At 56.6% G+C, this 16,067-nt stretch carries 6 protein-coding genes; all 6 read right to left on the bottom strand.

Going from position 1 to position 16,067, the window contains the following annotated elements:
* Positions 1 to 92: 92 nt before the first annotated feature.
* The 6 genes from katE to EH207_RS01800 all read right to left on the bottom strand — a co-directional run bounded on the left by katE (position 93) and on the right by EH207_RS01800 (position 16,057).
* Complete coding sequence (gene katE / locus EH207_RS01825; RefSeq protein ID WP_137712486.1) at positions 93 to 2,378, bottom strand: catalase HPII; 2,286 nt, start codon at positions 2,376 to 2,378, stop codon at positions 93 to 95.
* Positions 2,379 to 2,825: 447 nt separating this feature from the next.
* Positions 2,826 to 4,898 carry an amino acid adenylation domain-containing protein gene (locus EH207_RS01820; protein ID WP_137712485.1) on the bottom strand — a complete coding sequence of 691 codons (2,073 nt, stop codon included), beginning with the start codon at positions 4,896 to 4,898 and terminating at the stop codon, positions 2,826 to 2,828.
* Complete coding sequence (locus tag EH207_RS01815; protein WP_246048923.1) at positions 4,895 to 11,227, bottom strand: non-ribosomal peptide synthetase; 6,333 nt, start codon at positions 11,225 to 11,227, stop codon at positions 4,895 to 4,897. Before EH207_RS01815 ends, EH207_RS01820 begins: the two co-directional genes overlap by 4 nt.
* Before the next feature lie 20 nt (positions 11,228 to 11,247).
* On the bottom strand, positions 11,248 to 12,018 hold the full coding sequence (gene dhbA, locus EH207_RS01810) for a 2,3-dihydro-2,3-dihydroxybenzoate dehydrogenase (protein WP_137712484.1): 771 nt from the start codon (positions 12,016 to 12,018) through the stop codon (positions 11,248 to 11,250).
* Between the two features lie 11 nt (positions 12,019 to 12,029).
* The gene (locus EH207_RS01805; protein ID WP_175413618.1) at positions 12,030 to 15,182 is read right to left on the bottom strand and encodes a non-ribosomal peptide synthetase; all 3,153 of its coding nucleotides are present in this window, start codon (positions 15,180 to 15,182) and stop codon (positions 12,030 to 12,032) included.
* A complete protein-coding gene (locus EH207_RS01800) occupies positions 15,179 to 16,057 on the bottom strand; it encodes an isochorismatase (RefSeq protein ID WP_137712483.1) in 879 nt (292 codons plus the stop codon). The genes EH207_RS01805 and EH207_RS01800 overlap by 4 nt, the downstream gene beginning before the upstream one ends.
* Positions 16,058 to 16,067: the final 10 nt, after the last annotated feature.

Here is a 16,067-nt window from a genome sequence, read left to right as displayed (position 1 = left end):
TTTATTCCGGTTAATTAATACGTATGCCAGATCCGCATGGCAGGATAAAGAACGTGACAAAACACACAACGGCGTACCGTTGTTATGTTTTGTCAAGCGGGAATCTTCCCGGCATACTGGCTCCGTGACCACACACGATGTTTGCCAAGCTGTTGAATAAAGTCCTCCAGCATTTTTTTACTGACGACATCTCCGCTCACGATGCCTGCCTGCGCCGAGTCTTCCTGTTGCCAAAGCGTCTGCCACTGTCTGGCATCCCCGCTTAATCCAATCACTTTCAAATGCTTATAGGCTTCCAGCAAATAGTGTTTTGCTTCACCGCAGCCAGACAATGCCGTGTAAGTCCCCGCCGGAACAATAACCGCATCGACCGTAATGGAAGGCGCACCGGCAAAGGTGGCGTCAATTTTAACTTTCGAACCGTCATCTGCTTGAATCATGCCCATTTTTTGCGCCAATAATTTGGTATGAATGCCCCTTTTGCGTAGCGCTTTCATCATCAACAACACATCATCCGCCTTCGCGCCGTCGCTTAGCAGAATGGCGACAATACGTCCTTTTACCACGCCCTCAGAGTCCGCATATAAACTCAGGCTGGGCGCAGACGATAAGCCGTTCACCGCATGGGGCGGCGGCGTATTACGTACGTCAGCGGACAGTTCGATGCCAAGATTCTCCGCCACCTTTGTCGCCAGGGAAACATCAATACTGGCGAGCTTGTCGACCACTCGTTCACGGATATAAGGCCGGGCGACTTTCGCCAGCTCAAAGCTGAAAGCATCAACGATATGCTGCTGCTCTGTGGCTGTCTGACTCAGCCAGAACAGACGTGGTTGAGAATAGTAATCGGCAAAAGATTCACTACGCTCGCGGATTTTATGGCCGTCAATCCGTTCGGCATAACTTTCAAAACCGCCGCCAGAGGGTGACGGGGGCGTTTCTCGCGGCCAGTTATTACTGATGGAATTGGGCCCGTAACTGGCCGGATTACTATCGATTTCCTGCCGGTGCATACCATCTCGTTGAAAATTGTGGTAAGGGCATGTCGGACGATTAATCGGGATCTCATGAAAATTAGGCCCGCCGAGGCGACTGATTTGCGTATCGGTATAAGAAAACAGACGGCCTTGCAATAAAGGGTCGTTACTGAAATCAATACCAGGAACAAGGTGACCCGGATGAAAAGCCACCTGCTCCGTTTCAGCAAAAAAATTATCCGGGTTGCGGTTGAGTACCATTTTGCCTATTCGCTCAACCGGCACCAACTCTTCGGGGATCAGTTTCGTGGCGTCCAGCAGATCAAAATCAAAGGCGAATTCGTCCTCTTCCGCCACCCGTTGAATCCCTAGCTCGAATTCAGGATAGTCGCCCGCTTCAATGGACTCCCACAGATCACGGCGATGGAAGTCAGCCTCTTTACCCGCCAGTTTTTGTGCCTCATCCCACAATAACGACGCTTTTCCCGCGACAGGCTTCCAGTGGAAACGAACAAAAGTCGATTTACCTTCCGCATTAATAAAGCGAAAAGTATGAATGCCAAACCCTTCCATCGTGCGGAAACTACGCGGGATGCCCCGATCGGACATCGCCCATATCACGTTATGCAGCGTTTCCGGCTGTAAAGACACGAAATCCCAAAATGTATCATGCGCGGACGCGCCCTGTGGTATTTCATTGTGGGGTTCGGGTTTAACGGCATGGACGAAATCAGGGAACTTATGTGCATCCTGAATAAAGAAAACGGGCGTATTATTACCAACCAGATCGAAAATACCTTCGTTGGTATAGAATTTAGTGGCGAAACCGCGAATATCGCGCACGGTATCTGCCGATCCCTTCGCGCCCTGCACCGTGGAAAAGCGTACGAAAACCGGTATTTTCTCACCAGGATGCTGTAAAAAATCCGCTTTCGTCACCTGGGATAAACTTTTATACGCCTCAAAATAACCGTGAGCTGCCGATCCCCTGGCATGAACGATTCTTTCCGGTATGCGCTCATGATCAAAATGCGTAATCTTTTCACGCATAATGAAATCTTCCAACAGCGTCGGCCCACGGCTGCTGGCTCGCAGAGAATTCTGATCGTCGGCAATCCGGGTTCCCTGATTGGTGGTTAATGGCTGTTCAGCGGATACACGCTTGCGATTGGTATCCAGATCCTTGCTTTTTGCGGTTGGCGCGCCGGTATCTTTATCGCTGCCGGGCACAGTGGGATAGGCTCCCGGCGGAGAGGGCTTACGCTCCGCCAGATGGGACCCATCCTCCGGTGCGGTATCGCCCAAATGAAGTGAGTCATTTATGTTGCCTTTCACAGCATCAGACTGTTTATAGGGCGATTTTTTACTTTTTTTTTCAGACGTGGTTTTTTTTATCGACATTGCTATTCACCTAAAATTAAATTATAGAAATAATTATCCGTTTTATTGTTGAATAAAGCGTAGACCATGCAAATAAATCCAACAAATTCCAGCAGGCAAGAAGATTAAATGAATATAAAAATTAATAAGATGGCAACTTTTGGCATGAATAAGACATTTTATAAAAGAAAGTTTGCTTATTTTATACTGCGGGTATTAATTTTCAGGGGATAATATTGACGTAAGAATATTTTATAAACCGAATTATTTTATAAACAGCAAAATATTTAGAAAATAATAGATATAACCTAATTCCTCTGTATTGCAGCAAAGCAGCGACACAGCGGATCCAGGCCGTTTACATCAGTAAATGATTGGGGTGGGCAAGGAAGCCAACGCACACGCAACTTGAAGTATGACGGGGATAGAGGCGGATTATCCCTCTGCGCAGGGGGTTCCCTCAGCCGATCAAACGTCGGCCAGCCGCTTACGATCCACTTTGCCGCTGCCGGTTTTCGGCAACCGATCCAGCATCACCAGACGACCGGGCACCATATAAGCGGGCAAGAACCGATGCAGTTGTTTACGCAGGATCAACTTGGAAACATCCGTTCCCGGTTTCAGTTCGATATAACCCACCAGCACCGCCTCATCGCCCTCCCCTTGCAGTTTTACCGCCGCATCCTGCACCTGCTCAACCCGTTTTAGCTGCGCCTCGATTTCCCCCAGTTCAATACGAAAGCCTCGCAATTTTACCTGATCGTCGAATCGTCCCAGATACTGGTAGCGATCGCCGGAAAGCAGACGAACCTTATCCCCGGTGCGATACATGCGCTGGCCCGATTCCGCCTGCACAATAAAGCGATCGGCGGTCAGGTCGTCACGCAGCCAGTACCCGCTGCTCAGCGCGCCGCCCAGAATACACAGTTCGCCGACCATGCCTTCGCCGAGCGGGTGCAAATCTGCATCGACGACCAGATGCCGATAACCAAACAGCGTATGTCCAAGCGGCACAATATGTTGGTTTTCCAGCGCCAATTCGTCTATCCGGGCCATTTGCGACCACACGGTCGCTTCTGTAGGCCCATAACAGTTCCACAGCGATTGACTGTGCTGGCTTAAGCGCTGCGCCAGACTGAAATCCAGCGCTTCGCCGCCGCACAGCGCCACCAGATCCCGTTTGCCTTGCCAACCGGCCTTGAACAACATACGCCAGAATGCAGGCGTCGCCTGCATGTGATTGATTTCCGGGTGCTGTTGCAGGTAGCTCAACACCGCCTGCGGATCTTTATACTCTTGATGCGTCGTCAGATGCAGAACGCCGCCAACCCACAGCGGCGCAAGCAACTCCAGCATGGAGATATCAAACGCCAGCGTGGTGACCAGTAGCCAGTGAACCTTCGAGCTCAGCGCCAGTCTTGATACGCTGGCATGCAAAAACGTTTGCAGCGCCCGCTGGCCGATCACCACGCCTTTAGGTTTGCCGGTCGATCCCGACGTAAACATCATGTACGCCGGTGTCTCAGGGCCGCGCTCGCGCACCAGCCGAATGTTTCTGCCCGTCGGCAGGGCCGAAAGCAACAAGCCCGGACAGGAAAATGTCAGCGTATCAACGGTTTTTTCATCCTGTAACACGGCGGCGAGTTGCGCTTCCTGCTGGATGGCTTGTAAACGCTCGGCCGGGAAATCGGGCTCCAGCGGAACGAAGGCCACTTGTGAAAACAGACAGGCGAGAATAGCGGCAAGGGTATCGGGATGGCGGCTCAGATGCAGACCCACACGCTGCCCCGCCTCAATTCCGTTCTCATCCATAAAACGCTGAATACCGGCTACACGCTGCATCAACTCCCGATAGCGTAACGTTTGCCGTTGAAATCGGACGGCTATCTGTTCCTGCCGGGATGGGCGCATCAGTTGATTTAACAGTTCATCATTGAACGGGGCGGTGAATATCTCATCCGGCAACGGCTCCACTGGCGCGCTAAGCCTAATCTGTTTTAACCGTTCCCAACGCCCGGTCGTCAATCCTTCCAGCAGCGAAGCGAGATCGCGTGCGATCCGCCAAAGCTGGTGGATATCCAGTTGCCCATTCGTGGCCGTCAGCGTTAGCCGATCGTCCTGCACGTCCAACACCAGCGCCATTTTCTGCGTTACTTCGGGCAGCGGCCGCACTTTTCCCACTGTCAGCAGACTACTGAACAAATCCGGGTCAACGCGTTGCGACACAGGCCGCCCGGCGGCGTTGCCAACCGACGACAGCCATTGGCTGACCGGTATTTCACGCTGCCGGAAATCTACGATTAACGGCGATATCTCCCGCGGCGCATCCCGCGTCTGTAAGATGGCGCCAACCTGCTCTTCCCCACTGTATTTGTACAGCAGCCAACTCCATGCAGCGGCCAGCAACGACACCGGATAAGCCCGATACAACCCGCAGGCGTAGCGCTGCGTCCCATCGGCCGCGCCCGTCCGCTGTCCAAACGCCGTTGGTTGTTGGATATCCTCCCGTTGCCGGTTGAATTCATCGGCGCACATCGTCATGTGGGGGTTTCCTCATCGACCACCACAGCGTGCTGCGCCAGATGCTGGCTCAGTAAACAGGGAGAGGGATATTGCAGCAGTTGCGCCAATGTTACCGGCTGTTGCAATTGCTGGGTCAATGCGCGTGCCAGCGCCATCCTTCGTAATGAGTCCACCCCCGCGTCACTCAGCGTCTGCCCCCAGACGCCCGTTTCCGCAACGCCCAGCGTCTGCGTCCATACCTTAACCAACTGGCGGTCAAAGGCGCTATCCGGCGGGCTGTGGCGAGCGGCCGCCGCACGTTCAACGACCGGCTGTTCAGGCAAGACAGCCTGCCGCCCCGTCAGTTCCGCAGGCTGGTGCGGTTCGCTGTTGACAATGCTCACCACCTCGTCATGCCAGCGTTGCAGTACGTGACGAACCTGAGCGCTGTCCAGCACATCGGCATCAAACTCGAAACGCAGCAACATGCATCCCGCCTGTTCTCGCACCACCAGATTCAGCGGCAGTTCGACTTTCTCATAGGTTGGTCCGAACTGCGGCTGCAACGACTGCGGGTTGCCCGCTGCCGCGCCCTCTTTCGCGCCCGGATAATTTTCATAGACAAACAGGCTGTCAAACAAACGCGAACGTCCGGCGGTCAGGGTGCTCAACGACTGCGTTGCATGCTGATTCATCGCCATCAGTTCCCCCTGCAACTGCAACAGATGCTGTCGCAGTGAAACAGGCTCTTGCCAGCTAAGCGCCAGCGGCAGGCTGTTGATATACAAACCGACGCTGTTGTCCACCTCGGCGATCGGGCTTTCCCGCCCGGACAACACATTACCCACAATGCTGACCGTCTCTCGCGTGGCGCGGATCACCAGCCGGTGCCAGGCATACTGCGCAATGATGCTGCTGGTGACGCCGATTTCACGGGCAAACGCCGTAAGCCGCGCCTGCTGAACTTCATCCAAACTGATGCTGCTCACCTGCGGCTGCGTCTGCGTCACAGACCGGCTGAAATCAGGGCGCGTGTCGGCCGTGGCGAACAGCACGGCCAGATCGTTGGGTTTGCCGAGCAGCGGCTGCCGCTGCCGCCAGAACGCCTCGACATCCTGCTGATGCCGTACCGCATGCAAAGCATAATCCACATAGGCGCGGTCCACCTGCACGACGGGCTGTTCTCCACTCACCAACGCCGCATAATCCCGATGCACCGCTCCCAGCAGTTGCGGGCCGCTCCAGCCATCAATCACACTATGATGACAGCTAAACACCACCTGATATTCTTGTTCATCAATCCTGAAACAAGCGATTCGCAACAAAGGCGCACAAGATAAATCAAAACCGTGGCTCAAATCATGTTGTCGATACTGATCGATAACCGTTTGCGGACGCGTTTCCTGCCTCAGATCGCGGTAGGTGAACGGTAATTCAGCATGCTGTTGAATGACCTGCACGCCCGCGACCGAATCATCCAACGCGGCGCGAAGCGCCGGGAAGCGCTGTACCTGTCGCTGCCAGGCCCGCTGATAAGCGTTGATATCCATCGCATGCATATAACGGGCAGACGTTTGCAAATGATAGGCATCATCCTGCGGGCAGCGCAGACGGTGATACAGCATCGATTGTTGCAGCGACGAAAGCGGTAACAGTGTCTCTATCTGATAGCGCTGCGCCAGCCGATCGAGCTGTTGCTGATTGAGGGTTACCGCCGGGAAATCACTGGGCGTAAAGGCCGTTCCCTGCCGTAACTGCCGCTGGCAGGCGAGGATAAGCATTTTCAGGTTATCGGCCAACCTGACCATTAGCCGTTCGCTATCCTGGGGGTTCAGGCAGCCGACCTGACGCAAGGTAAGCCGGCCGCCAGAGACGCCGCCGTGAATACTGATGAGTTCGGCAGGCTGGTTGTCCGGCGCGACACAACAACCGGGCGCGATATCCAGCGGATGCCACTCCCCAGCGCCGCCGCCGGATGACGATCCCAGATAATTGAAGACGATGGGCGACAGCGTAAGGCGGGAACCCTGTGCATGATAATAGCGCAGCGGATTGAACCCCACGCCCTTGTCCGGCACCCGCCGCAATTGCTCCTTACAATGTTTGATCAGTGCCGCCCAGTCAGCCTGATCCGCCAGACAGACCGGATAGGCGCTGGTGAACCAGCCGACCGTACGGCTGACATCCAGGCGTGGATCAATCGCTTCGCGGCCGTGTCCTTCCAGCATGATACGCGACTGTCGCCCCCAGCCGAGCTCGCTCAGGGTGCGGGTCAACGCCGACAGCAGCAAATCGTTGACTTCGGTGTTGAATGCCCCGTTCACTTCGCTCACCAGTTGGCGGGTGGTGTCTTCATCCAGCGTCATAGCGACCGCGCTGGCGCGCCCCTGGGGATCTCGCGCCGCCAGCAGCGCGCCGTTATCCCCGTGGTTCTGTTTCAGCCAGTAACCCAGTTGATCGTGATGCGCGGCGGCGTAAGCTTGTAGCGCCGCCCCCCATTGGCGGTAGCTGGACGTTTTCCGAGGCAGCGTTTCGCCACGAAACAGACGAGCCAGATCGTCAGCGATCACCCGCCAGGAAACCGCATCGATCACCAGATGATGGAAGGCCAGAAACAGCGCGTAATCGGCCTGGGGATGATGACGCACCAGCGCATAAGCCATTGTTTTCCCGGCGGCAGGCTCCATGCCGCTTTGCAATTCGCTGAAAGCCTGTTGCAACCCCTCATCGCCCAACGCACGGTAATCCAACTGGCGCAATACCGGCAGCATCAGTCTGGATTGATACGCCTGTCCGTTAGCATCACAGCGCAGGCGCAGCGCGTCATGGTGTTCGGCCAGCGCCTGTAGCAACGGAGGCAGTTGCGCGATATCCAGCGCAGGCAGTTGAATGACCGCAGCCTGATTCCAGTATTCCTGCCGCGCCAGTTGCTGCTCAAAGAACCACTGCTGAATGGGCAGCAAGGGAAAACGGCCTTCCAGTACGCCCTGTTCAGCGATAAGCGTCGGCGCCGTTTTCTGCTGATCCCATACCCGACACAGACGGCGCACGCTTTTCGCCTCAAAGACATCCTTCACCGCACAGGCATAACCCGCATCGCGCAGGCGGGTCGTCAATTGAATACTGAGGATGGAATCGCCCCCCAGCCGGAAGAAATCATCTTCGACGCCCAGCGGCCTATTCAGTACGCTGCGCCAGATCGCCAGCACCTCCGCTTCCCGCGGATTTTCGGCTTCGCCGCTGCCGGTCTGATGTTCAATCACCGTCGGCAGTTTTTTGCTATCCAGTTTGCCATTCGGCGTCAACGGCATCTCATCCAGTACTATCAGCCGGAAAGGCACCATGTATTCCGGCAAATGTTTCGCCACATCAATCAGGACCGCCGCCGGGTCCGGGCGCTCAGCCCCCGGTTTCAGCGTGGCATAGGCGGTCAGCGCCTGGCTGCCGCCGATGTTGGCGACCACCGCTTTCACCTGCTTGAATCCAGGGTAAACCCGCGCCAACTGGGATTCGATTTCGCCCGGTTCAATACGGTAACCGCGCAGTTTGATTTGCTCATCGATACGACCGCAATATTCATAGTTACCATTATGCAAGCGTCTGGCTTTGTCGCCGGTACGGTAAACCCGCAGGGAGAGCGGCGTTTTCAGCCGTTGATCATCCTGGCGCATCCCCGAGACAGGCTGATTGAGTACGATCTCCACAAAGCGATCGGCGGTCACCTCCGGCTGGTTGAGATAGCCACGCGCCAGCCCAAGACCGGCCAGACACAGTTCGCCCGGCACGCCGACCGGACAGAGTTGACCGGCTTCGTCGAGAATCAATGCCTGCATATTGGCAATCGGCCGACCAATCGTCACCGGCTGTCCTTTACGCAAGCGGGTACTGAGCGCGACCACCGTGCATTCGGTCGGGCCATACAAGTTGTGCAATTCAACGATGTCGGCCCAGTTTTCAACCACTCCGTCCGGACAAGCCTCGCCGCCTATGCCTATCACCCTGATCCCCTCGACCTGCCGCGGATCAAGAATCGACATCAGCGCCGTCGGCAGAATCAGATGCGTTGCCGACGCCTGCTCCGCCTGCATTATCGCCCGATCGTTAGGATCGCCGAACACCAGCGTGCCGCCGCTGCTTAACGGCAGCAGCGCAGTCATGTTCCCGGCATCGAACGAAAGCGACATACAGTTAAACATGGTGCTTTTCGCACTGAATCCGATGCGCTTGCGATGGTCGTCCAACAGATTCACCAGCGAACCCTGCTCAATCATCACGCCCTTCGGTTGACCGGTCGAACCTGAGGTATAAATTACCTGCGCCAGTTGCTGAGCGTGGCGGGGTATCGCCGGTGGCGTCTCACCCGGCAGAGAATGCAGTGATTCGGTCAACGCCGGGGCTGAGATATCAACGAGACGCGCGGCAGGCCAGGCGGCCAGTTGTTTAGCATCGCCGCCGAGGATAACCGACAGACCGGCATCCGTCATAATGTGTCGCAACCGCTCCGGCGGATAGTCAGGGTCCAGCGGAACATAGGCGGCGCCGGCTTTCCACACCGCCAGCAGCGCAATGACAAAATACCGATCACGCTTCGCCAGCACGCCAGCCAGCGACTGCTCGCCAATACCCTGCCGATGCAGCCAGTGGGCCAACTGGTTCGCCTGCCGATCCAACTCGGCATAGGTTAAAGACACCGACTGCCGTTCGCCGTCAAAGGCAATCGCCTGGTGCTGCGGATAGCGTTGCGCCATCCGTTCGATCAGATCGGTGCAGGTCAGTGATTGGGGATAACGGCCTGGCAGCGCCAGAGTCTCGGCAAGCGTGGCGGCAAAACTGTCCGCGTCCATCAGCGGCAGATGCCAGATATCGGCGTCAGGTTTTTCCACCACCGCTTCAATCAGGCGAATAAAGCGATCGGCGTAGTCCTGAATGGTCGCTCGCTCGAACAAGGCGGTGGCAAACAGCCAATCAAGCCGAACTTCGCCGATAAGCTCTGTCGCTTTGACCGAAAAATCCGTGATTGCAGGCAGTACCGAAGAGGTTTCCTCAACGGCGCCGCAACCTGGGATCAGGTCGTTAAAATCGACTTTCGCCTGATACACCAGCATTATCTGGAAGATCGGGTTGATCGCCGTGCTGCGATCGGAACCGATCGCCTCGCTCAACGCTTCAAAACGATAGAGTTGATGATCAAACGCCGAGAGATCCTGCTCGCGACAATATTGCAGGTAATCGACAAAGGTCTGTTGATCCTGTAGCTGGGTGCGCAACACAATGGTGTTAACAAAAAACCCGACCACATCTTCAATTTCCGGCCGTTCCCGGTAGGCCAGCGGCGAACCGATAACAATGTCCTTCTCGCCGCTGATCCGCGCCAGCAGCAGGGAAAACACCGCATGCAGCCCGATAAAGCTGGAGGTGTTATAACGCTGACACAGGCGTTTGAATTTATCCCACAGCGCATTGTTGATGGCGGAGGAAATCACCTCGCCATCGCTGTTTTGATGCGCGGGGCGGGGCTTGTCCAGCGGCAGGCTGTGCACTTCGGGAATACCCGCCAGCCGCGCTGCCCAAAACGGCTTGAACTCATTGTGGTAATCAAGAAATGCCGGAGAGTTGAACCAACTGGCATAATCGATGTAGTTCAACCGGGGCCGCGTCGCCTGATAGGGTTGGCGATTCTGATAGGCCAGAAAAGCCTGTCTTAAGTCCGCGAACAGGTTTTTCACCGACCAGCCGTCGGAAATAATATGGTGCTGCGTAATCATCAGCACATGCACCTGTTCGCTCATCCGTATCAGTTTCACGCGGGTCAAATCCCCCTCGGCGAGGTCGAACGGGCGGCCGATGTCATCGCGTAACCGCTGTTTCAACTGTGCCTCGCGCTGACTTTCCGGCAGCGCGGAGAGATCCTCATGTTCGATGACAAACGGGCGGTGCGCGGCAATACACTGCTCGCCTTTGCCCTGTTCGTTGACGATAAAACGGGTGCGCAGGCTGGCATGTTTTTGCGCCAGCGCATCAAAGGCAAACGCCAACGCCGCCACATCGAGTTGACCGGTCAGCCGAAAATAGACCGGCATATTGTAGAGATGAGAACGCGCTTGGTATTGTTCGATAAACCACAGGCCGCTTTGCGATGAAGAGAGCGGTCCCCGCGTTTTTCCCAGCGGCGCAATCGGGCGTTCAAACGCCTGCTGAGCGGTTAAACAACGGACAATCGCCTTCTTGTTTTCTTTGATAAGCCGGCCGATTTCCGCCGTGACAGCCTCTTTGCTGGATTGTGAAACCAGTTGCCCCTGCGCATTCAGCGCCAGCCTGATCCCTTGCCGTTCCAACTGCTTCAACAGCGTTACGATATCTTTCATCATTTGTCACTCCCTTAAGCAAATCAGGCCGTTAGGGTCGCGCCGCCATCCACCACCAGATCCTGCATGGTGATATGGCTGGCCAAATCGGAAGCCAGAAAAACCACGGTATTGGCAACCTCTTCCGGCCGGGCAATCTTGCCCAACGGGATACCCAGTTTGTACTGGCGGGGAAAGCCTTCGATGGTGCGCTGTTCCGCGTCCTCGCTTTGCCACATGCCGCGCTGCATGGGCGTGTCCGTCGACCCCGGCGAAACCAGATTACAGCGCACGCCGAACGGCGCCAGTTCCAGCCCGGCACAGTACGTCAGGCTGGTCAACGCCGCCTTCGATGCGCAATACGCCGCCATTTGCATCCGGGGAACATGGGCCGCATTCGATCCTACGCAGACAATCGCGCCGCGGCGCTGCCGTTTGAAATGCGGAAGCAGCGCGTGCAGCAGGTAAAACGCGCCGGACGCATTGACGTTGATACATTGATGCCAGTCCTCCACGCTTAGCGCGTCAATCTCTCCCAGCCGCAAAATCCCCGCCGCATTGACCAGAACATCAAGCGCCGCCGACTGCGCCAGTTGCTGTCGGCAAACCGCCGCAACCCGCTCGGGCTGGCTGATATCCAGCGTGACGCAGGCAAAGGGATAATCCTGACGGTGGAATTCACGGTCGAAACCGATAACCTGAGCGCCAAGCACGACAAAATGACGGGCAATCTGTTCGCCAATGCCGCGGGCGGCGCCGGTCACCCAGACGCATTGACCGCTGAAATCAAGCTGCAACTGCGGGGAACTCATCATGTCCGCTCGCCCTACCACACCATTTCGACGCTGCTTTCATCCTGCAACAGCCTGTTGTCCAGATAACGACAGAAATCACTGAGCCTCGGATGATCGAACACATCGGATACCTTGATGCTGATGTCGAACTCCACCGTCAGACGGTTAACGATCTGAATGGTCTGCAACGACTGCCCGCCCAGTTCAAAAAAGTTATCCTCTGACTGGATAACCGACACGCCGAGGATCTGTCGCCAGATGGCGCTGACGCGGTTTTCGGTTTCGCTGGCTAATGCCTGCGTGGACGCGGCATCCTGATATTCCGCCAGCAGACGTTTGCGATCCACTTTGTTGGCGCTGGTCTTCGGCAGTTGCGGAAAAGCGCGGTAATCGGTTGGGATCATCGCCGCGGGCAAGACCTTGCCCAGATATTGCTTCACTTCGCGCGGTTCAATCGTTCCATCAGCGGTAGCGACAAACGCCACCAGACGGCGCACGCCATGGGGATAAACCACCCCCTGAACGCAGGCTTCATCCACCTTCGCCATGGTCAGCAGATGGGCTTCCACCTCGCCCGGCTGAATCCGGTAACCGCTGACCTTGAACTCGTTGTCCATGCGTCCCAGATAGACCAACTGTCCCTGCTTCAGACAAACGCGATCGCCGGTGCGATAAACCGGTAAGCGCCGGGCTCCCACATCCAGCATGCTGAAGGCGCCATGCTCAAGGCCGATGTAACCGTCAGCCAGCGTCGGCCCCAGCAGCACCAGCTCTCCCTCCTGCGCCGGACGATCGCCCGCCGTCAAAACCAGCGCCCCAACGCCGGCCAGCGGCAGGCCAATGGGAAGCTGCGCCACATTGCCCGGCTGCATTTGCAAATCGCAACTGGTGGCGACAACCGTGGTTTCGGTAGGGCCATAGGTGTTGATTAAACGCAGCGTGTCCGGCGCGTGGCGCTGCCACTGCGCCAGTTGTTCGGGATAAATCGCCTCGCCGCCGATGATGACGGCGCGCAGTGCGGACGGCATGATCAGCGCGCCGGATTTCATCCCCACGACCCACTCGTTCCAAAACGCCGTTGGCAGATCGAGCAGCGTGATACGGCTATTTTCGATCTGCTCCACAAAGGTCGGGATCGACGCCAGCATGTCGTCGGTGCGCAAGATCAACGTCGCGCCGCTGGTCAGCGTGACAAAGATCTCCTCAATGCTGGCGTCGAAGTTGAACGGCGCAAACTGCAAAACGCGATCGTTCTCCGTCACGCCGTAACGCTGCCGGGCCGCCGCCACAAAATGATCCAGCGCCCGACGACCGATCGCCACGCCCTTCGGCGCTCCGGTAGAGCCGGAGGTAAACATCACGTAAGCGGTCTGTTCAGGAAGGGTTTGCTCATCAATGGCTTGCCGGTCCGCCGGGGCCGTTTCCATCGACTGAAGGTGGCCCGCCAGTATGATGTTGCCGGAAAAGAGCGCCGCCAGCCGATGCTGATAATCCGCTTGGGTAATGATGTGATGCAGTTCGGCAATCTGAATAATGTGTTGCTGACGCGCATGCGGCTGTTCGGGATCAAGCGGCACATAAACCGCCCCGCAGCGCATCACCGCCAACAGGCAGAAAAGCGTTTGCGGGCAACGGTTCATCATCACCCCGACCGGCTCGCCAGGCCGCACCCCCAGTTTGCGCAGCGCCGCCGCCATCTGAACGCTCTGTTCAACCACCTGCTGATAGCTGTAGTGCCGATTGCGTTGCGACAGGGCGATGTTGTCCGGGGAGTGCCGCGCCTGTGCGTCAATCGCCGTCAATACGGATGTGATCGCACATTCAGGTTCATAACCGGCGATCAACGCCTGTTCACGCTGTTCACTCAGCCACTGCTGTAAAAGTTGTGCGCTGGTTTGCCAGGGCTCAGCCAGCCAGCGGCGCAGCAGCGCAAACAGCGTTTGTTGCAGTTCGGCCAGTTGTTCCGCGCTGTAACAGCCAGGGTTGGCGTCAAAATCCAATACCGGCGTGCCGTCCGGCTTGAAATGGATCTCAATGGTCAAATCTTCGACCGGCCCCGCGCTGAGGTTTAGCGTACGGGAGGAGAGCGCCCCATAATTCAGCGGATGGTCGAACGGCATAATATTAATCAGCGGCCCAAACAGACGCTGTTCACCGCCCACGCGGTTCAAATCGCGGCGCAAATGTTCGTAACGATAGTGCTGATGGCGGCGCAACGTGCGTTTGGTTCGCGCCACCTGCCGTGCGACGGAGATAAGATCATCCCGATCCGCCACCTGGATGCAGAGCGGGACAATATTCATTTGCATGGAGGGCACCGTCAGCGAAGCCGAACCGATGCGGTTCATCACCATCATGCCGAACGTCAGGCTGTCGCAGGCGGAAACCAGCTTCAGATGCGTCGCCAGCGCAGCCAGAAATAAGTCCGGCCAGTTGATTTTGTTGCCTTCGCACAGCGTATTGAGCCGCTGCCAGATATCGGTTGGCATATCGCCGCTCTGCCGCAAAAAACGGGCGGTGATTGGCGCTTTTTTATCGCTAAAGCTGACCGGTTCGGGCCGGGAACTCAGCGTTTCCAGCCAGTAATCCCGCGCCTGTTGGTTCTGACCCGTTTGTTCACGCCATTGTTCTTCAGCCAACACCTCGCTGAACGCCCCGAATTCCGCCTCGGCCACGGGCGCGCCTGCCGTCAGATCCGTGTAGATCTGCGCGATACGCTGAAACAGCAGGGTGGTGCCGAAACCATCCAGCGCGATGTGATGGACGCAGCTATACAGAAAATCGTTTTTTTCCCCGCGCAGCAACGCGAAACGGCAGGGCAGACCCTTGATCAGATCCAGCGGCTGCGCGATTTCCTCACGCGCCCACTGCCGCAGGGTGCGCTCTTCATCCTCATATGCGGCCGGCAACAGTTCCTTAATCGGTAAGACGCTTATCGGCACGGGAAGCCGCGATGCAATGAATCCGACCTCGGGTGGCCCCGAACGCTGGCCCGGCTTCTCCACAAACTGGCAATACAGGCATTCGCATTCCATGACCGCCTGGCGAATGGCCGTCAGCATCGACGCCAGGTCCACTTTACCGCTGAATGCGATGCACTCCGCCGTATTGAAGGTCGATTTGTCATCATTCAGGACATGGCCCAGCCACAATCCCCGCTGAGTGACACTTAACGGTTTCATCATGCGTGGCTCCCCTGCTGTTTTTCAATTTGCGCCCACCAGCCATTCAGAGTCGGATTGCGGGCCAGGTCGACGAAACTCAGCGCGATCCCCTGGTGACGCCATTCAGTGAGCAACGCCATCATCCGCACCGAATCCAACCCATAGTCGATCAGGTTTTCATTGTCGTCGAACCGATCGGCGTCTTCATCAATCAGCGTCAGCAGATGCGCTTTCAGCGCGGCCCTGGTTAACGGCGCCGATTTTTCTGCCGCGCCGATCAGGTCTGCGGTACTCACCACGCGTCCGGCGCGCGTCGCCACGTACTTCAACGCCATGAGATGATCCTGCGCGGAGAAATCGGCAATGGCATCGCCCACCACAAAAGCCTTGATGTCACGCATGAAGGCGTCCGTCGCCGTGATCATGCAGCCGATATGACCATACACCCCGCAGATAACAAGCTGATCTTTATCCATTTCTTTCATCATCGACTCCAGCGGCGAGCGATGGAACGCACTGTAGCGCCATTTCACCAGTACGGTGTCATGTTCATCCGGCGCCAGGGCGCTGACGACCCCCTGTTGCTCCGGGCAGGCATTTAGTCCGGCACCCCATATGTCGTTCAGCAGCGCGCGATCGGCCGGACTTTGTTTTTTCGGCTGGACGCTATAGACCACCGGAATCTCATGCCGTTGACAATACGTCCGCAGCGCGGCGATGTTCTCAATCAACTGACGAACAAGCGGACTGTCAGCGCCATAAAAATTCACAAAGTAATCCTGCATATCATGAATCAGCAGCACGGCACGTGACGGGTCAAAAGCCCAGGCGACCTTACCGGCGGGAAAATCGTGCGTCTGGGGCATGGGATAAGAAACGATTGGAGGGATTGCCATAACAAAGTCC

The organism is Brenneria rubrifaciens (assembly GCF_005484945.1).
Taxonomy (GTDB): Bacteria; Pseudomonadota; Gammaproteobacteria; order Enterobacterales; family Enterobacteriaceae; genus Brenneria; species Brenneria rubrifaciens.
The sequence above is the reverse complement of the archived record's forward strand: the minus strand, read 5'-3'. Positions and strand labels throughout refer to the sequence as shown.